This is a genomic window from Escherichia sp. E4385 (assembly GCF_963883145.1).
Classification (GTDB): domain Bacteria; phylum Pseudomonadota; class Gammaproteobacteria; order Enterobacterales; family Enterobacteriaceae; genus Escherichia.
Genome location: NZ_CAWOOJ010000001.1, coordinates 452,506 through 478,105, shown reverse-complemented (window position 1 = coordinate 478,105; position 25,600 = coordinate 452,506). Strand labels below are relative to the sequence as shown.

General features: G+C 51.8%; 25 protein-coding genes. 4 read left to right on the top strand and 21 right to left on the bottom strand.

The window, feature by feature from the left end; genetic code table 11:
* Positions 1 to 123 precede the first annotated feature (123 nt).
* The 3 genes from AACS80_RS02330 (at position 124) to ldtC (ending at position 5,875) form a co-directional block, all read left to right on the top strand.
* Positions 124 to 1,194, top strand: coding sequence for an acyltransferase family protein (locus tag AACS80_RS02330; RefSeq protein WP_138183645.1), 1,071 nt, complete (start codon positions 124 to 126; stop codon positions 1,192 to 1,194).
* A gap of 127 nt (positions 1,195 to 1,321) precedes the next feature.
* Entirely contained in the window at positions 1,322 to 4,768 is a 3,447-nt protein-coding gene (mfd, locus tag AACS80_RS02325; protein WP_135409841.1) for a transcription-repair coupling factor, read from the top strand.
* Positions 4,769 to 4,912: 144 nt separating this feature from the next.
* A complete protein-coding gene (ldtC, locus tag AACS80_RS02320) occupies positions 4,913 to 5,875 on the top strand; it encodes a L,D-transpeptidase LdtC (RefSeq protein WP_165383267.1) in 963 nt (320 codons plus the stop codon).
* Between the two features lie 81 nt (positions 5,876 to 5,956).
* Here the strand turns inward: ldtC and bhsA are convergent, their stop codons facing one another.
* Positions 5,957 to 6,214, bottom strand: a complete 258-nt coding sequence (gene bhsA / locus AACS80_RS02315) for a multiple stress resistance protein BhsA (protein WP_000800147.1) — start codon at positions 6,212 to 6,214, stop codon at positions 5,957 to 5,959.
* Positions 6,215 to 6,454: 240 nt separating this feature from the next.
* Between bhsA and comR the strand changes: the two genes are divergently transcribed.
* Positions 6,455 to 7,087, top strand: a complete 633-nt coding sequence (comR, locus tag AACS80_RS02310; RefSeq protein WP_130205569.1) for a TetR family copper-responsive transcriptional repressor ComR — start codon at positions 6,455 to 6,457, stop codon at positions 7,085 to 7,087.
* A 62-nt stretch (positions 7,088 to 7,149) separates the two neighbouring features.
* Here comR and AACS80_RS02305 read toward each other — a convergent pair whose 3' ends face one another.
* The 20 genes from AACS80_RS02305 to plsX all read right to left on the bottom strand — a co-directional run bounded on the left by AACS80_RS02305 (position 7,150) and on the right by plsX (position 25,584).
* Positions 7,150 to 7,689: a glycine zipper 2TM domain-containing protein gene (locus AACS80_RS02305; RefSeq protein WP_064528599.1), complete on the bottom strand. Its 540-nt coding sequence runs from the start codon at positions 7,687 to 7,689 to the stop codon at positions 7,150 to 7,152.
* A 209-nt stretch (positions 7,690 to 7,898) separates the two neighbouring features.
* Positions 7,899 to 9,203 carry an NADH-quinone dehydrogenase gene (ndh, locus tag AACS80_RS02300; protein WP_064528597.1) on the bottom strand — a complete coding sequence of 435 codons (1,305 nt, stop codon included), beginning with the start codon at positions 9,201 to 9,203 and terminating at the stop codon, positions 7,899 to 7,901.
* Positions 9,204 to 9,600: 397 nt separating this feature from the next.
* The gene (ycfP, locus tag AACS80_RS02295) at positions 9,601 to 10,143 is read right to left on the bottom strand and encodes an alpha/beta hydrolase YcfP (protein WP_075331716.1); all 543 of its coding nucleotides are present in this window, start codon (positions 10,141 to 10,143) and stop codon (positions 9,601 to 9,603) included.
* 22 nt (positions 10,144 to 10,165) lie between these two features.
* On the bottom strand, positions 10,166 to 11,191 hold the full coding sequence (gene nagZ / locus AACS80_RS02290; RefSeq protein ID WP_130205563.1) for a beta-N-acetylhexosaminidase: 1,026 nt from the start codon (positions 11,189 to 11,191) through the stop codon (positions 10,166 to 10,168).
* A gap of 10 nt (positions 11,192 to 11,201) precedes the next feature.
* Complete coding sequence (gene thiK, locus AACS80_RS02285; protein WP_135409840.1) at positions 11,202 to 12,026, bottom strand: thiamine kinase; 825 nt, start codon at positions 12,024 to 12,026, stop codon at positions 11,202 to 11,204.
* A complete protein-coding gene (gene lpoB / locus AACS80_RS02280; protein ID WP_130205559.1) occupies positions 12,007 to 12,648 on the bottom strand; it encodes a penicillin-binding protein activator LpoB in 642 nt (213 codons plus the stop codon). Before lpoB ends, thiK begins: the two co-directional genes overlap by 20 nt.
* A 13-nt stretch (positions 12,649 to 12,661) precedes the next feature.
* A complete protein-coding gene (locus AACS80_RS02275) occupies positions 12,662 to 13,039 on the bottom strand; it encodes a YcfL family protein (protein WP_130205557.1) in 378 nt (125 codons plus the stop codon).
* A gap of 2 nt (positions 13,040 to 13,041) precedes the next feature.
* A complete protein-coding gene (gene hinT, locus AACS80_RS02270) occupies positions 13,042 to 13,401 on the bottom strand; it encodes a purine nucleoside phosphoramidase (RefSeq protein ID WP_054445830.1) in 360 nt (119 codons plus the stop codon).
* Positions 13,402 to 13,900: 499 nt separating this feature from the next.
* On the bottom strand, positions 13,901 to 15,334 hold the full coding sequence (ptsG, locus tag AACS80_RS02265) for a PTS glucose transporter subunit IIBC (protein WP_000475698.1): 1,434 nt from the start codon (positions 15,332 to 15,334) through the stop codon (positions 13,901 to 13,903).
* 294 nt (positions 15,335 to 15,628) lie between these two features.
* Entirely contained in the window at positions 15,629 to 16,426 is a 798-nt protein-coding gene (locus AACS80_RS02260; RefSeq protein WP_130205555.1) for a metal-dependent hydrolase, read from the bottom strand.
* Between the two features lie 10 nt (positions 16,427 to 16,436).
* Positions 16,437 to 17,441, bottom strand: coding sequence for a DNA polymerase III subunit delta' (gene holB / locus AACS80_RS02255; protein ID WP_130259677.1), 1,005 nt, complete (start codon positions 17,439 to 17,441; stop codon positions 16,437 to 16,439).
* Positions 17,438 to 18,079, bottom strand: coding sequence for a dTMP kinase (gene tmk / locus AACS80_RS02250; protein ID WP_130205551.1), 642 nt, complete (start codon positions 18,077 to 18,079; stop codon positions 17,438 to 17,440). The genes holB and tmk overlap by 4 nt, the downstream gene beginning before the upstream one ends.
* Positions 18,069 to 19,091 (bottom strand): cell division protein YceG, encoded by a 1,023-nt coding sequence (gene yceG / locus AACS80_RS02245; protein ID WP_135409839.1) that lies wholly within the window; start codon positions 19,089 to 19,091, stop codon positions 18,069 to 18,071. The genes tmk and yceG overlap by 11 nt, the downstream gene beginning before the upstream one ends.
* Positions 19,092 to 19,093: 2 nt before the next feature.
* Positions 19,094 to 19,903 (bottom strand): aminodeoxychorismate lyase, encoded by an 810-nt coding sequence (gene pabC, locus AACS80_RS02240; RefSeq protein WP_135409838.1) that lies wholly within the window; start codon positions 19,901 to 19,903, stop codon positions 19,094 to 19,096.
* 119 nt (positions 19,904 to 20,022) lie between these two features.
* Entirely contained in the window at positions 20,023 to 21,264 is a 1,242-nt protein-coding gene (gene fabF / locus AACS80_RS02235; protein WP_130205545.1) for a beta-ketoacyl-ACP synthase II, read from the bottom strand.
* Positions 21,265 to 21,353: 89 nt separating this feature from the next.
* Positions 21,354 to 21,590 carry an acyl carrier protein gene (gene acpP, locus AACS80_RS02230; RefSeq protein WP_000103754.1) on the bottom strand — a complete coding sequence of 79 codons (237 nt, stop codon included), beginning with the start codon at positions 21,588 to 21,590 and terminating at the stop codon, positions 21,354 to 21,356.
* Between the two features lie 210 nt (positions 21,591 to 21,800).
* Positions 21,801 to 22,535 carry a 3-oxoacyl-ACP reductase FabG gene (gene fabG / locus AACS80_RS02225; protein WP_001008542.1) on the bottom strand — a complete coding sequence of 245 codons (735 nt, stop codon included), beginning with the start codon at positions 22,533 to 22,535 and terminating at the stop codon, positions 21,801 to 21,803.
* A gap of 12 nt (positions 22,536 to 22,547) precedes the next feature.
* Entirely contained in the window at positions 22,548 to 23,477 is a 930-nt protein-coding gene (gene fabD / locus AACS80_RS02220) for an ACP S-malonyltransferase (RefSeq protein WP_135409837.1), read from the bottom strand.
* Positions 23,478 to 23,492: 15 nt separating this feature from the next.
* Positions 23,493 to 24,446, bottom strand: coding sequence for a beta-ketoacyl-ACP synthase III (gene fabH / locus AACS80_RS02215; protein ID WP_130205541.1), 954 nt, complete (start codon positions 24,444 to 24,446; stop codon positions 23,493 to 23,495).
* Positions 24,447 to 24,513: 67 nt separating this feature from the next.
* The gene (gene plsX, locus AACS80_RS02210; RefSeq protein ID WP_074399521.1) at positions 24,514 to 25,584 is read right to left on the bottom strand and encodes a phosphate acyltransferase PlsX; all 1,071 of its coding nucleotides are present in this window, start codon (positions 25,582 to 25,584) and stop codon (positions 24,514 to 24,516) included.
* Positions 25,585 to 25,600 lie beyond the last annotated feature (16 nt).

Here is a 25,600-nt window from a genome sequence, read left to right as displayed (position 1 = left end):
TCATCGGCCTTGTGGCCTGATCTTTATCTGAAAAATAACCAAATACAGACAGATACGCATTACACCACGCGACTCGCCCCGCAGGATCAACAGCATGTTAAATAAAAAGAGCGTGTTGTCCTGATGAAACAAAAAGAGCTATGGATTAACCAGATCAAAGGGTTATGTATTTGTCTGGTGGTAATTTATCACTCGGTCATTACCTTTTATCCGCATCTGACCACTTTCCAGCATCCGTTATCGGAAGTCCTGAGCAAATGCTGGATCTATTTCAATCTTTACCTTGCCCCCTTTCGTATGCCGGTTTTTTTCTTTATTTCCGGCTATTTGATTCGCCGCTATATCGACAGCGTACCCTGGGGAAATTGTCTCGATAAACGCATCTGGAACATCTTCTGGGTGTTGGCGCTTTGGGGCGTGGTGCAGTGGCTGGCGTTAAGTGCACTGAACCCGTGGCTGGCGCCTGAGCGCGATTTAAGCAATGCTTCCAATGCCGCTTATGCCGATTCCACCGGTGAGTTCCTGCACGGGATGATCACCGCCAGCACCAGCTTGTGGTATCTGTATGCTTTAATTGTCTATTTCGTGATATGTAAAATTTTTAACCGCCTGGCACTGCCGTTATTCGTTCTGTTTGTGCTGATGAGTGTGGCGGTTAATTTCGTTCCCACGCCATGGTGGGGAATGAACAGTGTGATCCGCAATTTGCCTTATTACAGCCTTGGTGCATGGTTTGGCGCAGCATTAATGACCTGTGTTAAAGAGGTGCCGTTGCGCCGCCATCTGCTGATGGCTTCTTTGCTGGCTGTTCTGGCGGTTGCAGCCTGGTTGTTTAATATCTCGCTGCTGTTGTCGCTGGTATCGATTGTAGTGATCATGAAACTGTTTTATCAGTACGAGCAGCGTTTCGGTATGCGTTCCTCCAGCCTGCTGAATGTGATTGGTTCTAACACCATTGCCATCTACACCACCCATCGCATTCTGGTAGAGATATTCAGCTTAAGTCTGATTCCGCAAATGAATGCAGCCCGCTGGTCGCCGCAACTCGAACTGACGCTCCTGCTGGTTTATCCTTTTGTCAGTTTGTTGATTTGTACTGTTGCTGGATTACTGGTGCGAAAATTTTCACAACGCGCATTCAGCGACCTGTTGTTCTCCCCGCCTTCTCTGCCTGCCACCAGTTACTCTCGTTAAGCCATCGCCCCAGCCGGGGCGATTCAATTTGCTAAACCATCTCGATTACGGATAATGAACAGCATTGCTTATCAGAGATAGGCCCCCATATGTTGGGGCATATCCTAACGAGACTCTGACAACCGTTATGCCTGAACAATATCGTTATACGCTGCCCGTCAAAGCGGGTGAGCAGCGTCTGCTGGGCGAGTTAACTGGCGCTGCCTGCGCGACGCTGGTGGCGGAAATTGCCGAACGTCACGCCGGTCCGGTGGTACTCATTGCACCAGATATGCAAAATGCTCTGCGTTTGCATGATGAAATCAGCCAGTTCACCGATCAGATGGTGATGAATCTGGCGGACTGGGAAACACTCCCTTACGACAGTTTTTCACCTCATCAGGACATTATCTCCTCGCGCCTTTCCACCCTTTACCAGCTACCGACGATGCAGCGTGGCGTACTGATTGTTCCGGTGAATACGCTTATGCAGCGCGTTTGCCCGCACAGTTTTCTCCACGGTCATGCGCTGGTGATGAAAAAAGGTCAGCGCCTGTCACGAGATGCATTACGAACCCAATTGGACAGCGCAGGTTATCGCCATGTTGATCAGGTGATGGAGCACGGCGAATACGCCACGCGCGGCGCGTTGCTGGATCTCTTCCCGATGGGCAGCGAACTGCCTTATCGTCTTGATTTCTTTGATGATGAAATCGACAGCCTGCGTGTATTTGACGTCGATAGCCAGCGCACGCTGGAAGAAGTTGAAGCCATCAACCTGCTGCCCGCACACGAATTCCCGACCGATAAAGCGGCGATTGAACTGTTCCGCAGCCAGTGGCGCGATACCTTCGAAGTGAAGCGCGATCCAGAACATATTTACCAGCAAGTGAGTAAAGGCACATTACCTGCCGGGATCGAGTACTGGCAGCCGCTATTCTTCAGCGAACCCCTGCCGCCACTGTTCAGTTATTTCCCTGCCAATACATTGCTGGTGAATACTGGCGATCTGGAAAACAGTGCCGAACGTTTCCAGGCTGACACGCTGGCGCGTTTTGAAAGCCGTGGCGTCGATCCCATGCGACCGCTGTTGCCGCCACAATCGCTCTGGCTGCGGGTGGACGAGCTCTTCTCAGAGCTGAAAAACTGGCCCCGCGTGCAGCTAAAAACTGAACATTTACCGACAAAAGCAGCGAATGCCAATTTAGGCTTCGAGAAGCTGCCAGACCTGGCCGTTCAGGCGCAACAAAAAGCGCCGCTGGATGCGCTGCGTAAGTTCCTCGAGTCTTTCGACGGTCCGGTGGTGTTCTCGGTAGAAAGTGAAGGTCGCCGTGAAGCGCTGGGTGAACTGCTCGCGCGAATTAAAATTGCTCCGCAACGCATTATGCGTCTTGATGAAGCCAGCGACCGTGGGCGTTATTTGATGATTGGCGCTGCCGAACATGGTTTTGTCGATACGGTGCGTAATCTGGCGCTGATCTGCGAAAGCGATCTGCTCGGTGAACGAGTTGCCCGCCGTCGTCAAGATTCACGGCGAGCCATCAACCCCGATACACTGATCCGTAACCTCGCTGAGCTGCACATTGGTCAGCCGGTGGTCCATCTGGAGCACGGCGTCGGGCGCTATGCCGGAATGACCACGCTGGAAGCTGGCGGCATTACTGGCGAGTATTTGATGCTCACCTACGCCAACGACGCCAAACTGTATGTTCCGGTGTCGTCACTGCATCTGATTAGCCGTTACGCAGGTGGCGCGGAAGAAAACGCCCCGCTGCATAAACTTGGCGGCGATGCATGGTCACGCGCGCGGCAGAAAGCGGCGGAAAAAGTGCGTGATGTGGCGGCGGAATTGCTGGATATCTACGCGCAACGCGCCGCCAAAGAGGGCTTCGCGTTTAAGCACGATCGTGAGCAATATCAATTGTTCTGCGACAGCTTCCCGTTTGAAACCACGCCGGATCAGGCGCAAGCCATTAATGCTGTGCTTAGCGACATGTGTCAGCCGCTGGCAATGGATCGTCTGGTGTGCGGCGATGTTGGCTTTGGTAAAACAGAAGTCGCGATGCGCGCCGCTTTCCTGGCGGTAGAGAATCACAAGCAGGTGGCGGTGTTGGTGCCAACCACCCTTCTCGCGCAACAGCATTACGACAACTTCCGCGACCGTTTCGCCAACTGGCCGGTACGCATCGAAATGATCTCCCGTTTCCGCAGCGCCAAAGAGCAGACGCAAATCCTTGCGGAAGTGGCGGAAGGGAAAATCGATATTCTGATCGGTACGCACAAACTGCTGCAAAATGACGTCAAGTTTAAAGATTTAGGCTTGCTGATTGTCGATGAAGAACACCGCTTCGGGGTGCGTCATAAAGAGCGCATTAAAGCGATGCGGGCGAACGTGGATATTCTGACGCTTACCGCTACGCCAATCCCACGTACGCTGAATATGGCGATGAGCGGAATGCGTGACCTGTCGATTATCGCCACGCCACCCGCCCGTCGTCTGGCTGTTAAAACGTTTGTCCGCGAGTATGACAGTCTGGTGGTTCGGGAGGCGATTCTGCGTGAAATTTTGCGCGGGGGGCAGGTTTATTATCTCTACAATGATGTGGAAAACATCCAGAAAGCCGCCGAACGGCTGGCGGAACTGGTGCCTGAAGCGCGGATTGCCATCGGTCACGGGCAGATGCGTGAGCGTGAACTGGAACGGGTGATGAATGATTTCCATCATCAACGTTTCAACGTGCTGGTTTGTACCACCATCATCGAAACCGGAATCGACATCCCGACTGCCAACACCATTATCATTGAACGCGCGGATCACTTCGGTCTGGCGCAGCTGCACCAGTTGCGCGGTCGCGTCGGACGTTCGCATCATCAGGCATATGCATGGCTGCTGACGCCGCATCCGAAAGCGATGACTACCGATGCGCAAAAACGTCTTGAAGCGATTGCCTCGCTGGAAGATCTCGGGGCAGGCTTTGCGCTGGCAACGCACGATCTGGAGATCCGCGGCGCGGGTGAATTGCTTGGCGAAGAACAGAGCGGCTCGATGGAAACCATCGGTTTCTCGCTGTATATGGAGTTGCTGGAAAACGCCGTCGGTGCACTGAAAGCCGGACGCGAGCCGTCGCTGGAAGATCTCACCAGCCAGCAAACAGAAGTCGAGCTGCGGATGCCGTCGCTATTGCCAGATGATTTCATCCCTGACGTGAATACGCGTTTATCGTTCTACAAACGTATTGCCAGCGCCAAAACGGAAAACGAACTGGAAGAGATCAAAGTCGAGCTTATCGATCGCTTCGGCCTGCTGCCGGATCCGGCGCGTACCCTGCTGGATATTGCCCGTCTGCGCCAGCAAGCGCAGAAACTGGGGATCAGGAAGCTGGAAGGTAATGAGAAAGGCGGCGTGATCGAATTTGCCGAGAAGAATCACGTGAATCCAGCCTGGCTGATTGGTTTGCTGCAAAAACAGCCGCAGCATTATCGCCTTGATGGCCCGACGCGCCTGAAGTTTATTCAGGATTTGAGCGAGCGGAAAACGCGTATCGAGTGGGTTCGCCAGTTTATGCGTGAACTGGAAGAGAACGCGATCGCTTAATGGTGAGATCGGGGGCGTTTCTGCGCCCCCATCTGTAACATTTACAAATTCTTTGCACTTCCCTGCACTATCCGACACTGTCACCATCCATAATTCAGGCTTATCTTTTTATTACAATAACCTTATATTTATTATGGATTTTTGGTGATGATCAAAACGCGTTTTTCTCGCTGGCTAACGTTTTTTACGTTCGCCGCAGCCGTGGCGCTGACGCTACCGGCAAAAGCCAATACCTGGCCGCTGCCGCCAGCGGGCAGTCGTCTGGTTGGCGAAAATAAATTTCATGTGGTGGAAAATGACGGTGGTTCGCTGGAAGCCATCGCAAAAAAATATAACGTCGGCTTTCTCGCTCTGTTACAGGCTAACCCCGGCGTTGATCCTTACGTGCCACGCGCGGGTAGCGTGTTAACGATTCCGTTGCAAACTCTACTACCAGACGCGCCGCGCGAAGGCATTGTGATCAACATTGCGGAGCTGCGTCTCTATTACTACCCGCCGGGTAAAAATTCGGTAACCGTGTATCCAATAGGTATTGGTCAGTTAGGTGGTGACACGCTGACACCGACAATGGTGACCACCGTTTCAGACAAACGTGCAAACCCAACCTGGACGCCTACAGCGAATATTCGCGCCCGTTATAAAGCACAGGGAATTGAGTTGCCTGCGGTAGTTCCGGCTGGGCCGGATAACCCAATGGGCCATCATGCGATTCGTCTGGCGGCCTATGGCGGCGTTTATTTGCTTCACGGTACGAACGCCGATTTCGGTATTGGCATGCGGGTAAGTTCTGGCTGTATTCGTCTGCGTGATGACGATATCAAAACACTCTTTAGCCAGGTTACCCCAGGCACCAAAGTGAATATCATCAACACGCCGATAAAAGTCTCTGCCGAACCAAACGGTGCGCGTCTGGTTGAAGTGCATCAGCCGCTGTCAGAGAAGATTGATGACGATCCGCAGCTATTGCCGATTACGCTGAATAGCGCAATGCAATCATTTAAAGATGCAGCACAAACTGATGCTGAAGTGATGCAGCATGTGATGGATGTCCGTTCCGGAATGCCGGTAGATGTGCGCCGCCATCAACTGAGCCCACAATCGCTGTAACTCCCGGATAAAAAAATCCCCGCGGCACAGCATGTCGCGGGGAAAAAAGCAGCAATAGCGGGCATTAATGAGGGTTAATGCTTATTTATAAATGACTGCCGTTCCGTGGAGGGTATTCGGACCGGTTACTGAAGTAATACGGAAAGATTTTGCGCCCATCTCATCCGCTTTTTGTGCCAGCTGTTCTTCCAGCGATCCCAGATTTGTCCCCGCGTTAGCACTAATTGTACCCACTTTTTGTTGGCCTTCTGGTGTTGCCTGAACTTCGACAGCAGCAAAGCTGGCAAATGACATGGAACTTAAAATCGCCGCAGCGATGAGGGTTTTTACGTTTTTCATAATAGTGGCCTTATGCAGGTGAATGGCGTCGCAAGAAATTACTTAACGATCGATAACTAAATGATAGATGTGATCTGGATCACATACAAGAAGTTTTTTATAACAATCGTTAATTAAATTAAAAAACTTTAAATTTCAGTTAAATGGAGAGTTTTTATTTTTCTATTTTCTGGACTGGTGAAGGGAGGTGATTATTTTTATAATAACCATTCATTCACAGCCACCAGGTACAATGGCATCATGGCAACAGACTCAACACATTGTGTAAAAAAAAGCCGTGGCCGCCCAAAAGTGTTCGACAGGGACGCCGCGCTTGATAAGGCCATGAAATTGTTCTGGCAGCACGGTTATGAAGCGACTTCCCTTGCGGACCTCGTTGAAGCGACCGGAGCCAAAGCGCCAACGCTCTACGCGGAATTTACCAACAAAGAGGGGTTATTCCGCGCCGTACTCGACCGTTATATCGATCGCTTTGCCGCTAAGCATGAAGCGCAGTTGTTTTGTGAAGAAAAAAGCGTGGAGTCTGCACTGGCGGACTATTTCGCTGCCGTCGCCAGCTGCTTTACCAGCAAAGACACCCCCGCGGGTTGCTTTATGATTAACAACTGCACCACGCTTTCAGCGGATTCGGGCGATATTGCTCATACGGTGAAATCACGTCACGCAATGCAAGAACGCACCTTGCAGCAGTTTTTAAGTCAACGCCAGGCACGCGGGGAAATTCCCGCCCACTGTGACGTAACGCATCTTGCGGAATTTCTTAATTGTATTATTCAGGGGATGTCGATAAGCGCCCGTGAAGGCGCATCGCTGGAAAAACTGATGCTGATTGCCCGGACAACGCTGCGTTTATGGCCTGAACTGGTGAAGTAAGACGCAAAAAAAAGCCCCTCAGCCTGAGCGAATGAGGGGCTAAATTGCAGAGTTCAGCCTTGTTATACTTTGTTATTCAGAACCAGTTGCCCATTGTTATCTAATGGGATTTGCGTACCCGGATCGCTGTTCATCCGAATTTTGCCTTGCTGATCGCCAATCTTATAGGTCACATCATAACCGAGCATTTTTTCTGACTTGTCATACACCGTTTTACAACGCTGCTGCGTGGTAGTGTAAGTATCGCTTTCCTGGAGAGAGCCCTGGATCTGGTTACCGGCATATCCACCGCCCAGCGCCCCCACAACAGTGGCGACATCTTTACCACGACCACCACCAAACTGATGCCCTATCACCCCGCCAGCGACGGCCCCGAGGACCGAACCAGCAATGCGGTTTTCATCCTGTACCGGTCGGCGATGGGTCACCGTGACATTGCGGCACTCCTGGCGCGGTGTTTTAACCGTTTCCTTGATTGGGGTTGCAGAAACAACCTGAGCGTATTGCGGGCCACGTTCAAACACGTTCAGACTGGCCACTGCCGCTACGCCAAGCGCAGCCGCTACACCAATCCCGATACCCGCCAACATTGATTTATTCACGGGAACACCTCCTTCTTTGCAGTTATGACAATCATGCAAGCGAAGGGGAAAAGCAGCTATCAGACAGAAGATGAAAAGCGTGGGAATAGCAGGAAAAGCTGAAGGATTCAGAGAAGTCTGAAAGGATGCCTGATACGACGCGGCTACCGATCGCACTGTTCCTCAAGGGCGGATGAGGCGTTTACGCCACATCCGCCAGTGTACGCCGATTAATGCAACTTCAAACGCGGACGGATAACGCGGTTGATACTGCCCACCAGCATCATTAATCCGGTTTTAAAGTAGCCATGCAGCGCAATCTGATGCATTCGGTATAGCGAGATGTACACAAAGCGCGCAATTCGTCCTTCAATCATCATTGAACCGCGCGTCAGGTTACCCATCAGGCTACCGACGGTGGAGAAGTTGGACAGTGATACCAACGAACCGTGATCCTTATACTGATAATTTTTCAGCGGTTTACCGTTCATCTGCGCCAGAATGTTGTTCATTGCGCAGGTCGCCATCTGATGTGCGGCCTGAGCGCGCGGCGGTACAAAGCCCCCTTCCGGACGCGGGCATGACGCACAGTCACCAATAGCGTAAATGTCTGGATCGCGCGTGGTTTGCAGCGTCGGTTCCACCACCAGTTGGTTGATACGGTTGGTTTCAAGACCACCAATATCTTTCAGGAAATCTGGTGCTTTTATCCCGGCAGCCCACACCATCAGATCGGCCTGAATATATTCACCATCTTTAGTGTGCAAACCGCCTTCATCGGCACTGGTAACCATAGTTTGCGTCAGCACGCGAACGCCCAGTTTCGTTAACTCATTGTGAGCCGCAGCAGAGATACGCGGCGGTAACGCTGGCAAAATTCGCTCTCCCGCTTCCACCAGAGTAACGTTCAGGGCTTCGTTGGTCAGCCCTTTGTAACCGTAACTGTGCAGTTGTTTCACGGCATTGTGCAATTCGGCAGAGAGCTCTACGCCGGTCGCGCCGCCGCCAACAATCGCAATATTCACTTTGCCATTGGCGCCCAGGTTAGCAGAAAACTTCAGGAACAGATTCAGCATCTCCTGATGGAAACGACGTGCCTGATGCGGGTTATCAAGGAAAATGCAGTTCTCTTTTACGCCCGGCGTGTTGAAATCGTTAGAGGTGCTACCCAGCGCCATCACCAGCGTGTCGTAAGCAATTTTCCGCTCTGGAACTAACAATTCACCTTTTTCGTCGCGCAGTTCAGCAATGGTGATTGTTTTCGCTTCACGATCGATATCAACCACAGATCCCAGCTGAAACTGGAAACCATGATTACGCGCATGGGCCAGATAGCTCAGCGCATCAACGCCTTCATCGAGCGATCCGGTCGCCACTTCGTGCAGCAACGGTTTCCACAGGTGGCTGTGGTTACGATCGACCAACGTAATTTTGGCTTTTTTCTTGCGCCCCAGCTTATCTCCAAGCTGTGTTGCCATTTCCAGCCCACCAGCACCGCCGCCGACAATCACAATTTTTTTCAATGGCGTAGTCAACGTGACCCCCTTAAATTTATTAACCAATTGTTAACTAATGGTTATTAATATAGCTCTTAATTAACAACAGGTTACAGCAATGAAAATGTTCTTCGCTATTGAGAATAACATGAATGGTGCATTGGTCATACCAAAATTGATGTTAATCAAGTTTTGTTGCTGAAAAGATAGGCGACTTTACCTGTTGAGATCAAAAAACAGAGTTTATTGTTTATTATTTGAGCTAATTCAGGAGAGTGAGGCGTATATGGAGGGCGTTAGGTAGGCCTGATAAGATGCGAACGGCGTCGCATCAGGCACATTGCCAGTGTCGGATGCGGCGTGAACGCCTTATCCGACCTACAGAATCCGGGGCCGCATCAGGTACCGGCAAGGTTACCTGATGCGACGATGCCAATTAACCGAGGGTTTTGAATGCTTTAATGCGCTGCAAATGCGGAGAGATATTTTTGAATTTGTGTGTCTGCTCTTCGTCCCAGACAATCTCGTAATAATGATGCAACTCTTCAGATGTCCGCTGACTGTTAAGCGCTTCATCGTGACGCGACAAAATCACCAGGCAACGATCGCGATTCTTCTCACGGAAGTTGGTCACACACTTGGTGGCAATATCGGCATACTCTTCCGGGCGATCAATCTTCCCTTCCATGTTCTCATAAGGGAACAAATTGGGGTTGAAGATCACCTGGCGAATATCACAGAGAAAACCAATCCGCTCTGCCCAATAACCGCCCAGACCAACACCACAAATGAGCGGGCGCTCGTCGACGTTCAGTTGCAGCATTTTGTCCACTTCTTTGAGCAAATGCTGCATATCGTGTTTCGGATGCCGCGTACTGTAGCTTATTAGCCGTACATCCGGGTCAATAAACTGCAATTGTAAGACTTTCTCGTGGTTACCCGGACTGTTAGAGTCAAAACCGTGCAAATAGATAATCATCGCTTCCTCACATAAGCCAGGGTTAATGACCTGCCTTCTCTTCCTGCCAGCGTTCATGTAACTGATTCAGACGGGCGCTGATCTCTTTCCAGCGAGCCGAGTCCATCAGTTCCTGTCGCGAAAATGAACCTTTATGATACAAACGTGTAACACGTTCTGCCTTGATCGGTGACAGATTATCTAACACGCTGACGGCCCCTTTACGATTATTGCAGACCAGGATCATATCGCAACCTGCATCCAGTGATGCCTGTCCACGCTCGGCATAACTGCCCATAATCGCGGCACCTTCCATCGATAAATCGTCAGAGAAAATCACGCCGTCAAACCCCAGCTCCTGACGTAAAACAGTTTTCAGCCAGTGGGGAGAACCGCTCGCCGGACGCGGATCAACATCGCTGTAGATCACATGCGCGGGCATAATGGCATCGAGTTTATTTTCGCAAATTAACGTACTGAAAACCGACATATCTTTGGCACGAATTTCCGCTTGCGGGCGTGGGTCGCACGGCGTCTCTTTGTGTGAATCTGCAGTTACGGCACCGTGACCAGGAAAATGTTTACCGGTGGTTTTCATTCCGGCTTCATGCATCCCATCAATAAACCGACTGGCGATTGCCAGGGCTTTTTCTGGGTCGGCATGATAAGAACGTTCACCAATCGCCGCGCTGATATGTCCTACGTCCAGCACTGGCGCAAAGCTGATATCAATATCCATAGCGATCATTTCGCTGGCCATCAGCCAACCTGCCTCTTGCGCCAGTTTGCCCCCCTCTTCCATTCCTAACAGCGCAGCGAATGATTGCGCTGCCGGTAAGCGGGTAAAACCGTCACGAAAACGCTGCACACGTCCACCTTCCTGATCCACCGCCACCACCAGGTGATTGCGTGAAGCTGCGCGGATCTGGCGTACCAGTTCACGCAACTGTGCTGGATCATGATAGTTACGTGTAAAGAGAATCAGCCCTCCCACCAGCGGATGCGCAAGTATTTCGCGCTCTTCCGCGTCCAGTTCATAACCTTCAACATCCAACATTACTGGACCCACACTGCTCTCCTTATTGTTTTATTGATAGCTGCCGCCAGGTGTCATTGGCCAGCCTGATAAATTGTTGATCGCCGGTTTGTTGCCAGCGGTACTCAAACCACCCTGCTTTCAGCATCAGTAACCAGGGAAACCAGCGCCTGACCTGATGCCACAAATGCGCCGGATTAATATTCGCCCGCACGGCATAGTCATTAACTAATTGCCGGTGCTGCTCACTATTTTCCACCCACACCGCCGCCAGTTCCAGAGCGATATCGCCATCACCGGCATACTCCCAGTCGATGAGTTTTAGCCCTGACGAGGTATAGACTAAGTTCCCTGCATGAACATCCATATGCAACGGACTTAATCGTAACGGTTGTGGTTCGCGCGCTTTACGCAGACGTTTTAACAGTCGCAACCATCCCGCTGTTCGCCGCGCCGGATCGCTTCGCTGCCAGTACCGTTCCAGTAACGGCAGCAGGGTTATTCGCCAGCCAAAACGCGGTTGTTGATGCAGATAATACAGCAAGCCTGCCAGTTCGTCGGTATCCGGCAATTGCGTTTTTACCTCGCCGGGCAAATAGTCGACCGCCATCCAGCCACGGAGATAGAGACGTGGCTTCGGTGCAAGGTATGCCGGTAATCTTGATAACGCCCGGTACTGGCGCAGAAACACGGACTGCGGCGCATCAGGATCGTGAGTCTGACGCACAACAAAACGCTGATCCTGATGTTCAATGAGAAAACTCCCGCCGCTAAGTCCACTGTTAAACGTCGCGACGGGGTGATACTGCGGGAAATAGCGCGACAATAACTCGTCGCGCGTGATGGGATTATTGTTGCTGAACGGCACCTTTACCTGACCAGATAATTTCGCCCGTCTGCACCAGCATCAACTGCATTTGCAGGGTCGGAGCGTTAACGTTGCCAGAGGCGCTGGAGTACAGCACGTAATGAGCCCCCACGTTGCGAGCAATACCAATGGCTTTACTACGAGTGCCTAAGCTATCCTGCGGCGACAAACCTAACTGCTGCTTGGCCATCGAAAGCTGCTGGGCGGAAACGAGGGTAAATTTACCGTTATTAGCCAGTGCATTGCGCAGCGTTTCTGTCGCTTCCCCGGTATTCAAAGAACCATTGGTGCGGTTATTGACGCTATCAACCAGCAAGACGCTGCCTGCGGTCACGCCATCGGCCCCAAGCATCTTGCCGACCATCGGCTGCATTGCGCCATTCCAGTCATAATGACGAATATGCGGCGCAGGCGGTGCGGTTTGGTCTTCGTGCTCAATTGGCCCTGGCTGCTCCGGGATCGTCGGCACTGATGGCACTGTGGGTACTGGCTGTTGCGGCTCAGCCGGTTGCTCCGGCGCAGGTTTTACCTCTTCTACCGGTGCGGGTTCACGTGGCCCCACACACCCGGCGAGAAACATCGCCAGCGCGGTGATTAAGGCGTAGCGACTCATTTTTGTCATCAAGATTCACCCCTTACAAATAAAGATAAAGTCTGACTTTGTGCGCCCCAAGAAAATTGGCGCTGCCGTACAGAGTCACCGCTGAACGAGCGGGAATGGTGACGCTGCGCGGCGTTTCCAGAGGGTGCATCTCAAGCCCCCTGGCGTCATACCAGTAAAAACGATAATGAACGGTAACGGGTTCTTGCCTTTCGTTATAAAGCGTCGAGGATGCTGAAGGCTGAATATCAGACGTTGAAAGAACGGGCTTTTCTGCGCTAATGCCCGCTGCCAGCAAAGATGACTCCATCACCAGTGACTGTTCATCATTCACCGGAATTTCCGGATGTGAACGACAACCGACCAGCAATAGCAACGCCAAAGACGCCAGTCCAAAGCATCCTTTTCTCATCGTTACAGGCCTTTATGCGCCAGCATTGGTCCCAACGGACGGCCACCCAGCAGGTGCATATGAATGTGATAGACCTCTTGTCCGCCATGACGGTTGGTATTCATGATCAAACGATAGCCGTCTTCGGCAATGCCTTCTTGCTCGGCGATTTTTGCCGCTACGGTGATCATACGCCCCAACGCCTGCTCATGCTCGGCAGACACGTCGTTCACGGTAGGGATAAGGATATTTGGAATGATCAGAATATGCGTTGGCGCTTGCGGCGAAATATCGCGAAACGCCGTTACCAGCTCATCCTGGTAGACGATATCGGAGGGGATCTCACGACGAATAATTTTGCTGAAAATAGTTTCTTCTGCCACGACATTTTCCTTTTTCAAATTGCCATGCGTTGCGCCATGCTACGCCGCGCTACACTGCGAGTATAGAGTATGGTCGAGTTAAACCTGCTCTTTCAACCTTAAGCCACGATTTATTAAGCAAAAAATCGTTTTACTGCCGTATACATCGCCATTATTCCCATTTTTGCCTATGAATGGGCCGAAAACACCTTTTCTCTTTGGTTTAGATAATAACAGGGATATCGGCTACCAGGCCCTTCCTGCTACCACCAGCATTGCTTTGACAGTTTCCTTCCACTGCCGGGCAAAATTGCTATGCGCAGGTGGAGCTGTTCGTCTGTTATCAGATAACCCCAAACGTCTCATTGCTGGAAATAATCTGCTCGACAAAACCTACGATATCAACGTGAAAGGAACTATCGCCCCGGGCGCAACACGCAATTTAATGATGACCGGTCTGATTAGCGGCTGTAAAAAAGGCAGCCATTCGGCTGCCTTAGTCTCCCCAACGTCTTACGGATTAGTTGTTGCGGATGTACTCATCCATTTCGGTTTTCAGGTTATCGGATTTCGTACCGAAAATCGCCTGAACACCGGAACCAGCAACCACTACGCCCGCTGCGCCCAGTTTCTTCAGGCCAGCCTGATCCACTTTGGACACATCAGCGACGCTAACACGCAGACGGGTAATACATGCATCAAGGTTAGTGATGTTTTCTTTACCACCAAATGCAGCAACCAGAGCCGGTGCCATTTCGCTGGTGCCGGTAGCTTTCGCATCTTCAGTTGCGTCTTCACGGCCCGGGGTTTTCAGATCCAGAGCTTTAATCAGCACGCGGAAGATGGTGTAGTAAACAATCGCATAACCGATACCGACAATCGGGAACAGCCACAGCTTGCTGCTGTTACCAGACAGGACGATGAAGTCGATCAGACCGTGCGAGAACGATGTACCATCGCGCATACCCAGCAGGATACAGATCGGGAATGCCAGACCTGCCAGAATCGCGTGGATGATGTACAGGATCGGCGCTACGAACATGAAGGAGAACTCGATTGGCTCGGTAATACCGGTCAGGAACGAGGTCAACGCCGCGGAGATCATGATACCGCCCACTTTAGCGCGGTTTTCTGGTTTAGCAGAGTGCCAGATAGCAATCGCGGCAGCCGGCAGACCGTACATTTTGAACAGGAAGCCGCCAGACAGTTTACCCGCAGTCGGGTCACCCGCCATATAACGCGGAATGTCACCGTGGAATACCTGACCTGCGGCGTTGGTGTATTCACCAATCTGCATCTGGAAAGGTACGTTCCAGATGTGGTGCAGACCAAACGGTACCAGGCAGCGTTCGATGAAGCCGTAGATACCAAACGCAACTACCGGGTTCTGGTAAGCAGCCCACTGGGAGAAGGTCTGAATGGCGGAACCAATTGGCGGCCAAATAAAGGACAGCACAACGCCAGTAAAGATGGCAGCCAGGCCAGAAATGATCGGCACAAAGCGTTTACCGGCAAAGAAGCCAAGATACTCAGGCAGCTTAATACGGTAGAAACGGTTAAACATGTACGCTGCGATCGCACCGGAGATGATCCCCCCGAGTACGCCCGTATCCGCCAGGTGTTTAGCGGCAATTTCTTCAGCAGGTAAATGCAGTACCAGCGGCGCAACCACGGCCATGGTTTTTACCATGATGCCGTAGGCAACAACTGCGGCCAGCGCGGATACGCCATCGTTATTGGTAAAGCCGAGGGCGACACCAATTGCAAAAATCAGTGGCATGTTTGCAAAGACGGAACCGCCCGCTTCTGCCATAACATGCGATACAACGGCGGGCAGCCAGCTGAAGTTCGCGGAACCGACGCCCAGCAGAATACCTGCGATAGGCAGTACGGATACCGGCAGCATCAGCGATTTACCGACCTTTTGCAGGTTAGCAAATGCATTCTTAAACATAATTGAGAGTGCTCCTGAGTATGGGTGCTTTTAACGTTCTCACGCGTGGCAAGGGGGGGAGAACCTTGCCGTGTACAGGGCGTCTAAGCGCCCTTTATTTATTACACAGAGTAAAATAATTCATTATCGATTTGTTTGACGGCTATCACGTTTCAACTTCGGACCTTTAGCGAAGTTGCACATATTGACAAAATAAATGCCATAATGCATCAAACATGGTTATTCACCGCCCAATTTGCGGCGGTGAACTTTACTCGTTTTAGTAATTAATTACGAGCCTTAAAATAAATTCATTTAACGGATGGATTGAAGGCGGGAAGCGTCGATGTGAAACAGGCGGGCGAAGTTATCGGTGGTTACCTGCGCCAGCTCTTCAACGGCAACACCTTTCAACACAGCCATGTATTCAGCAACATCACGAACCATTGCAGGTTGATTCTCTTTTCCTCGATGCGGCACAGGTGCCAGATAAGGCGCGTCAGTTTCGACCAGTAACCGGTCGAGCGGCACATAACGCGCGGCATCACGTAGTTGTTCTGCATTACGGAAGGTCACAATGCCGGAGAAGGAGATGTAAAATCCAAGATCCAGTAATTTGCCTGCCGTTTCTCTGTCCTCTGTAAAACAGTGTAGTACGCCACCGCAATCCGTCACCTTTTCTTCGCGCAGAATTGCCAGCGTATCGGCGCGGGCGTCACGCGTATGGACGATAACCGGCTTGTTCAGTTCACGACCAATCTGGATATGGTGGATGAAAGACTCTTGCTGACGCACTTTAGTTTCCGGCGTGTAATAATAATCCAGCCCGGTTTCCCCGAGAGCAACAACGCCCTCTTCCGCCGCCAGGCGGCGCAAATCTTCCACATCATAGGGATCGTTCTGGTTGAGCGGATGCACGCCGCAAGAAAATACGACGTTGTCACGTTCACCTACCAGATCCCGCATATGCAGATAACCCGGTAATGTCGTGGCGACCGCCAGACAAAATTTCACATCGCGCGCAGCGGCTTTCGCCAGAACGTCATCCACGTCCTTATGCAAAGATTCATAATCCAGACCATCGAGATGGCAGTGTGAGTCGACTAAAAACATGATGTCTCTCTTAAAGATGAGGAACCGGTAGCACAACGCCCGGTTGCAGGTAATGCTCAATACGCAGTAAAAGATCGGTGATGAGAAGCTCGCGGTTTACGCCAGTGACAGAAATTAACTGCTCACGAGTGTGACAAACATCCCCCAGTATAGCCTGCAGGCGCGCGGGAGAAAGCTGGTTTGCCAGCGCAGCAACAACGCCCGGCACATCAACATTGGTAACCTGCGAAGCGCCATACTTGCGCTTGAGCGCGTCCATCATCAGGGTTGCCAGCCAGTGCAGACGCGCCGGAGCTTGTTCATGATTAAGTGTCGGCAACAGGGAATACCAGTCGCCAGATTGCACACTGTGAGCCAACGCCTGGCAAAGTGTTTCGCGGGCCTGCCAGGTATCTCCCTGAAATAACGCCAACGCCGCTCCTGGCGAACCGGCGCTTAAGCGCAGTGCGGCAAGTAACGCGTCCTGTGACATTGTCACTTCACGTGAAAGCCAGGTCACGGCGTACTGTTCTGGCGGTGGTGCGAGGTAATGTAGCCGACAACGACTACGTAATGTCGCCAGTAAACGTTCAAGCTCCCGGGTAGCAAGGAAAAACCAGGTTTCTGCCGGCGGCTCTTCCAGTGTTTTTAGCAAAGCGTTCGCCGCAGCGTCGGTCAGCAAGGCGGCATCGGTTATCCAGACAACCTTAGCACCGCCTAAACGCGCGTGCTCATTCAGTTTTTCGGTGACTTCACGCACCGCATCAATACCCAGCGCGTTCTTCCCTTTTTCGGGAGCAAGGGTGTAATAGTCGGGATGCGTTCCCGCCTGCATCAACTGACATCCACGACAGTGGCCGCAGCTTTTATGCCCTTCTGGTTGTTGGCACAGGAGGTAACGGCTTAAAGCGTAGATTAAGGCGTCATCGCCCATGCCAGGTAACGCCTGAATGAGTAGCGCATGGTGACCCCTTCCGGCCTGATAGCTGGCTACCAGTTTCTCGAAATCGGGTCTTAACCACGGATACCATCTCATGCGTTATGTTCCTTAACCCAGTGAGTCACGGTGGTGCGAATCGCCTCCATCACTGATTCCAGTGGCTGAGTGGCATCAATGGTGTAAATGCTTTTATCCTGTGCCGCCAGTTCAAGATAGCGAGCGCGAGTACGATTAAAGAAATCGAATGACTCTTGCTCAATGCGATCCAGTTCGCCACGCGCACGGGCGCGTTTTAGCCCCACTTCTGGGGTCACATCAAGATAAAGCGTCAAGTCAGGGCGAAAATCCCCCAGAACAGCATCACGCAGCGTTGCCAGCATATGCTGGTCAATGCCACGACCGCCGCCCTGATACGCCTGAGTGGAGAGATCGTGCCGATCGCCAATCACCCAGGTGCCTTTCGCCAGCGCCGGTTTGATGACAGTTTCCACCAGCTGAACGCGCGCGGCATAAAACATCAGTACTTCGGCTTTATCGGTAATGACTTCATCGCCTACCGATTTGATATCCAGCACCAGGCTTCTTAATTTTTCCGCCAGCTGCGTACCGCCGGGTTCTCGAGTGAAAACCATGTCGCGGATCCCCAGTTGCTCAAGCGTCTCAACCACCACGTTTCGCGCGGTGGTTTTGCCTGCGCCTTCCAGCCCTTCAATGACGATATACTTACTGCGCATTTTTTTCCTTAAGCACTTTCAGGTAATCCTGCACAGACTTGTTATGACTGGCAAGATTGGTATTAAACGTGTGACCGCCTTTACCATCGGCCACAAAATAGAGATACGGCGTTTTCGCCGGATGCGCAGCAGCCTTCAGCGAATCCGCCCCCGGCGTAGCAATCGCGCCTGGCGGCAGACCAGTAATAGTGTAGGTGTTATACGCTGTCGGCGTTTCCAGATCTGCACGAGAAAGTTTGCCATTATAACGCTCTCCCATCCCGTAAATCACCGTCGGGTCGGTTTGCAGGCGCATGCCGATACGTAAACGGTTGATAAATACTGAGGCAACCTGATCGCGCTCGCTGGCAACTGCGGTTTCTTTTTCGATTATCGACGCCATCGTTACCAACTGGTTTTTATCTTTATACGGCAGACCATCCGCTCGCCCATCCCAGGCGCTATCGACCGCTTTCACCATTTTCTTGTGCGCTCGTTTGAGTAACGCGACATCAGTGGTATTAGCGGTATACATCCAGGTGTCTGGCCAAAACCAGCCTTCAATCCACTCCGGATTATCAAGTTCCAGGGCCTGCGCCACGGTAGCGTATTTATCGTCGCTTAACGTGTGCGTGATATAGGGTGCCTCACGCAATTGTTTGAGGTAGTCGCTCAGACGCATCCCTTCTACCAGGCGTAGCGGAAACTGCGCTTCTTTCCCGCTTTTAAGCAATTGCAGCATTTCGCGCACGGTCATCTGCGGCGTAAAGCGATAAGTCCCGGCTTTGAAATGGGAAAGGTCCGGCTCAATACGCAGCAACCACTGAAAGACGCGGGGGCGATTGATGATTTTATCGGCATACAATTGCTCACCGAGAGCCATTCTTCCGGTTCCAGGTTTCAGGGTGAATATCGTCTCTTCTTTAATAAGTAATTTGCTGTCGGCAAGATGGTGAACCTTCCAGACGCCCACACCAGCGGCGATACCCAGTACCATCAGCAATAACAGGATAATCAAAAACACTTTTTTCATGACTAATTCGGGTGCTCACAAAGTGGGGCTAAATATTCATATAGCGTTGTTGACGAAAAGAAGACATCATCACAGGCACGCACAGGCATAACTGGCATCAGCGCATTACAAACCATCACTTCATCTGCCTGCATCACGTCTTCCAACGAGGCTTGCACTTCGGCAATCTGATAGGAGGATTGTGCCAGTAAACGGATACAGAATTGTCGCATAATACCGTTAACTCCAGCCTGATCCAGACGCGGCGTGTAGGCCACGTTGCCTTTACGCCAGAACAAATTAGCTGCACAGCATTCCGTAACCCACCCTTCACTGTCAAGAACCAGCGCCTCGTCGGCGTTTGTCTGCTCAAGATGAGAGCGAATCAACACTTGCTCAAGACGATTAAGATGTTTAATTCCCGCAAGATGAGGATTGCGTCCCAGGCGTACCGGGCTTAGTGCCAGCAGCATTCCTTCTTTGCGTAAGCGGTCGTAATGCGTTGGGTAAGCCGTAACTGAGAGCATGCGCGTTGCCGGTCCGCTGTTTAACGTACTGTACCCTCGCCCACCACTGCCACGACTGATCACCACTTTCAGCACGCCATTTTGCTGCTCTGCCGCCAGAGTCGCCATCTCGTGCTCAAGCTGCGTCCAGAAGTCACAAACGATCATTAATCGCTGACAGGCTTCCTGTAGTCGCGTCATGTGCGCGGATAATAAGCTGACTTTACCGTCGATAATTCTGGCTGTCGTGAAACAGCCATCGCCAAACTGTATGGCCCGATCGTTTGCTGCCAGCGAATCCTGTTTATGACCGTTAATTAAGAACATACCGGCTCCTTATAATAGGATTGTAAGTGTGGCAGCATGTTCACTGCGGAACAAGTCTGAATAAAATCTAAGAAAAAAGGCCCGCAAGCGGACCTTTTATGTAGGTGGGAAATGGCGACTTAGATCTTTTTGAAGATCAAAGAACCATTGGTGCCACCAAAGCCGAAGGAGTTACACAGGGTGTATTCCATTCCGCTGACCTGACGCGCTTCATGCGGCACAAAATCCAGATCGCAACCTTCATCCGGGTTATCCAGGTTGATGGTCGGCGGAACAGCCTGATCGCGCAGCGCCAGGATGGAGTAGATGGACTCTACTGCACCTGCTGCACCTAACAGGTGACCGGTCATGGATTTCGTGGAGCTTACCAGCACACGGCTTGCAGCTTCACCGAAGATAGTTTTCACGGCCTGCGCTTCAGCTTTATCGCCAGCTGGCGTAGAAGTACCGTGCGCGTTCACGTAGCCAATCTGGCCAGGCTCAATTCCTGCGTCACGCAGAGCATTTGCCATCGCCAGAGCTGCACCTGCGCCGTTTTCCGGCGGCGACGTCATATGGTAGGCATCGCTGCTCATACCAAAGCCGACGAGTTCAGCGTAAATTTTCGCACCGCGTTTTTTCGCGTGTTCGTACTCTTCAAGTACCAGCATACCGGCGCCATCGCCCAGTACGAAACCATCACGCTCTTTATCCCACGGACGGCTAGCCGCTTGCGGGTTATCATTGCGGGTAGATAATGCACGTGCTGCGCCAAAACCACCAACGCCCAGCGGCGTACTGGCTTTCTCTGCGCCACCTGCAACCATCACGTCAGCATCGCCATACGCGATAATACGCGCAGCTTGACCGATGTTGTGCACGCCAGAAGTACAGGCGGTCGCGATAGAGATGCTTGGGCCACGCAGGCCATACATGATAGTCAGGTGACCTGCCACCATGTTCACAATCGTTGACGGAACGAAGAATGGGCTGATCTTACGCGGACCACCGTTCATCAGAGATGTGTGGTTTTCTTCGATCAGTCCGAGGCCGCCAATCCCGGAGCCAATTGCGGCACCAATGCGGGTTGCGTTCTCTTCCGTTATTTCAAGGCCAGAATCCTGCATGGCCTGAACGCCAGCGACAATTCCATATTGAATGAAGGCATCCATCTTGCGCTGTTCTTTGCGCGAGATAATGTCCTCACAGTTAAAATCCTTTACTAAGCCAGCAAATTTCGTTGCATAGGCGCTAGTATCGAAATGGTCGATTAGGCTGATGCCACTCTGACCGGCAAGCAGAGCTTTCCAGGTAGACTCTACGGTATTGCCGACAGGAGACAACATGCCCAGTCCGGTCACAACTACACGACGCTTAGACACGTTTGTCCTCCAGGGAGGGAAAAAAATGATTCTAGTGGGACAAAAAAGAAAAAACTCAGGCGGTCGAACGACCGCCTGGAGATGTTCACTTACGCCTGGTGGCCGTTGATGTAATCAATGGCAGCCTGAACGGTGGTGATTTTCTCAGCTTCTTCGTCCGGAATCTCAGTATCAAACTCTTCTTCCAGAGCCATTACCAGCTCAACGGTGTCAAGAGAATCCGCGCCCAGGTCTTCAACGAAAGAAGCATTGTTGGTAACTTCTTCCTGCTTAACGCCCAGCTGTTCGCCGATAATTTTCTTAACGCGTTCTTCGATAGTGCTCATACTCTTAAATTTCCTATCAAAACTCGCTTTCGCGATGGTTTTCGTAGTGTATAAAATGTTGAAAAATTTGCAACTAAATCCCGGCAGGTCTTACCACGATTTTACGTTATTTTGAGGCCATACCCCCCAACAACGCAAATCATTTTGCACTTATTATTACTCATAACCACGCAGACTGCGCGCAACATGAGCATTTTGTGCAAATCGCGGTCAGACCATGTACATCCCGCCGTTCACATGCAAAGTTTCACCCGTGATGTAAGCTGCTTCGTCGGATGCCAGGAATGCAACCGCGTTGGCGATTTCCTGTGCGCCGCCGAGGCGACCCGCAGGAACCTGCGCCAGGATACCCGCACGCTGGTCATCGCTCAGCGCACGTGTCATGTCCGTTTCAATAAAGCCCGGAGCAACAACGTTTACAGTAATACCGCGTGACGCAACTTCGCGCGCCAGTGATTTACTGAAGCCGATCAAACCCGCTTTCGCCGCAGCGTAGTTGGCCTGACCGCCATTTCCCATGGTACCAACCACAGAACCGATAGTGATAATACGACCATGACGCTTTTTCATCATAGCGCGCATTACCGCTTTTGACAGACGGAAAACAGATGAAAGGTTGGTTTCGATAATATCGTTCCACTCATCATCTTTCATTCGCATTAACAGGTTATCACGAGTGATACCGGCATTATTGACCAGGATATCGACTTCACCAAATTCTGCGCGAATTTTTTCCAGAACAGATTCGATAGATGCCGGGTCGGTCACATTCAACATCAGACCTTTACCGTTGGCGCCTAAATAATCACTGATCGCCTGAGCGCCGCTTTCACTGGTCGCAGTACCGATAACTTTCGCGCCACGAGCCGCGAGCGTTTCAGCGATTGCACGGCCAATCCCGCGGCTAGCACCGGTTACCAGTGCGATTTTTCCTTCAAAATTCATGTTGTTCCTCTTTTAAAGCTCGAGCGCCGCTGCCATCGCTGAAGGTTCGTTCAGCGCCGAGGCGGTCAGGGTGTCGACAATACGTTTCGTCAGGCCAGTAAGCACTTTGCCCGGTCCCACTTCATAAAGATGCTCAACGCCTTGCGCTGCCATATATTCAACGGATTTCGTCCACTGAACAGGGTTATACAGCTGACGTACCAGTGCATCACGAATGGCATCGCCATCGGTTTCGCACTTGACATCAACGTTATTCACAACCGGAACGGTCGGCGCGTTAAAGGTGATTTTCGCTAATTCAACCGCCAGTTTGTCGGCAGCGGGTTTCATCAGCGCACAATGAGAAGGTACGCTCACCGGCAACGGCAGCGCACGTTTTGCGCCCGCAGCTTTACAGGCAGCGCCAGCGCGTTCAACCGCTTCTTTGTGACCGGCGATAACCACCTGGCCCGGAGAGTTGAAGTTTACCGGAGAAACGACCTGACCTTCTGCTGCATCTTCACAAGCTTTCGCAATAGACGCATCATCCAGACCGATGATTGCCGCCATTGCGCCAGTCCCTTCCGGCACAGCTTCCTGCATAAACTTGCCGCGCATCTCAACCAGACGCACCGCATCAGCAAAATCAATCACACCAGCGCAAACCAGCGCGGAGTATTCACCCAAGCTGTGACCGGCCATCATCGCCGGTGCTTTACCGCCCTGCTGCTGCCATACACGGTACAGTGCAACAGAGGCAGTTAACAGTGCTGGCTGAGTTTGCCAGGTTTTATTCAGTTCTTCGGCTGGCCCCTGCTGGGTCAGCGCCCACAGGTCATAGCCCAGCGCCGCAGAAGCTTCAGCAAAGGTTTCTTCGACAATTGGATAGCTCGCCGCCATATCAGCCAGCATGCCAACGGTTTGAGAACCCTGACCAGGGAACACAAATGCAAATTGCGTCATGTTTAAATCCTTATCCTAGAAACGAACCAGCGCGGAGCCCCAGGTGAATCCACCGCCAAAGGCTTCAAGCAGAACCAACTGCCCCGGCTTAATACGCCCGTCGCGTACGGCTTCATCCAGCGCACACGGTACAGAAGCGGCAGAGGTATTACCATGGCGGTCCAGCGTCACGACGACATTGTCCATTGACATGCCGAGTTTTTTCGCCGTTGCGCTGATAATACGCAGGTTCGCCTGATGTGGAACCAGCCAGTCCAGTTGGGAACGGTCAAGATTATTTGCTTCCAGCGTCTCATCAACGATGTGCGCCAGCTCAGTTACCGCAACCTTGAAGACTTCGTTGCCCGCCATGGTCAGATGAATTGAATTCTCTGGATTCACGCGGTCGGCGTTTGGCAGCGTCAGCAATTCACCATAACTACCGTCGGCATGCAGATGGGTAGATATGATTCCCGGCTCTTCAGAGGCAGCCAACACCGCAGCGCCCGCGCCATCGCCAAAAATGATAATGGTCCCGCGATCGGTGGGATCGCAGGTGCGCGCCAGTACATCGGAACCGACGACCAGAGCATACTTCACCGCGCCAGATTTCACGTATTGATCGGCCACGCTCAATGCATAGGTGAAACCTGCGCAGGCTGCGGCAACGTCAAACGCCGGGCAGCCTTTGATGCCCAGCATGCTTTGGATCTGACATGCTGCGCTCGGGAAGGCGTGGGTGGCAGAAGTCGTTGCCACAACAATCAGGCCAATCTGGTCTTTATCGATGCCTGCCATTTCAATTGCACGCGTTGCCGCTTCAAAACCCATGGTTGAAACGGTTTCGTTTGGCGCAGCAATATGGCGTTCGCGAATACCGGTACGAGTAACAATCCACTCGTCAGAAGTATCCACCATTTTTTCCAGATCGGCGTTTGTCCGCACTTGTTCGGGCAGATAGCTGCCTGTACCAATAATCTTCGTATACATGTACGCTCAGTCACTTTTCGGTTATATACCGTCACTTGCAAACTGCGAGTTCGCTGGCAGCGCCCTGCTACCGCAGAGTTCCGCTTTTGCCATCGTCCAGCAGCTCAAAACCAGCTGGGTATACAGATTTCAGGCGAGCGGCAATTCGCTGAGGAACTTGTCGCTGCACCGCCTGCACTGCCTGTTCAATCGCGACCGCAAAAGCTCGCTGATTGGCCGCACCATGACTTTTTATCACCGTGCCGCGCAATCCTAACAGACAGGCGCCGTTATACTGGTCGGGGTTGAGGTGACTGAATCGCCTCGTCAGGCTCTTTTGTAGCCAACGCTTTAATAACAGTAGCCACCACGACCGTTTTTTTCCTTCACCCTGAGATTTCAGCAGAGAAAGGAACATCCTGACAACACCTTCCATCGTCTTTAATGTGACATTTCCTGTAAAGCCGTCACAGACCAGCACATCTGTCTTGCCAGTTAATAACTCATTGGCTTCAAGATAGCCGATGTAATTGATAGAAGGGATTGTTTTCAGCACAGCTGAGGCATCCTGAATGCTGTCAAGACCCTTCACTTCTTCTTCACCAATATTGAGCAACGCCACGCGAGGATTGGGAATTTCCACCACCTCTTCAGCCAAAACAGAACCCATAATGGCGAATTGCACCAACATTGTGCTATCACAATCGACGTTGGCCCCTAAATCAAGGACCACCGTTTTGCCCTTTTGTTGATGCGGCAGCACCGTCACCAACGCCGGACGCTCAATCCCCTCAAGGGGCTTGAGTAATAATTTTGCCAGTCCCATCAACGCTCCGGTATTACCAGCGCTGACGCAGGCTTGTGCTCTACCTTCTTTAACCAGCTCCAGCGCCACGCGCATTGAGCTACCGCGACTGGCGCGAATAGCTTGCGAAGGCCGGGCATCACTGGCGATAACTGACTGCGCAGGGATAATCTGCAGACGCGAACGTTGTTCAAAGTCAGCTTTAGCAAGTAATGGCGTGATGGCGTCGGGATTACCGACTAAAAGAAGAGTGAGTTGCGAATTAGAATTCAGTGCCTGCAAAGCTGCAGGCACTGTCACGGAAGGACCGAAATCCCCTCCCATGACATCTAACGCCAGGGTTAGACGTGTCAAGGTATCGTCGCCGCCC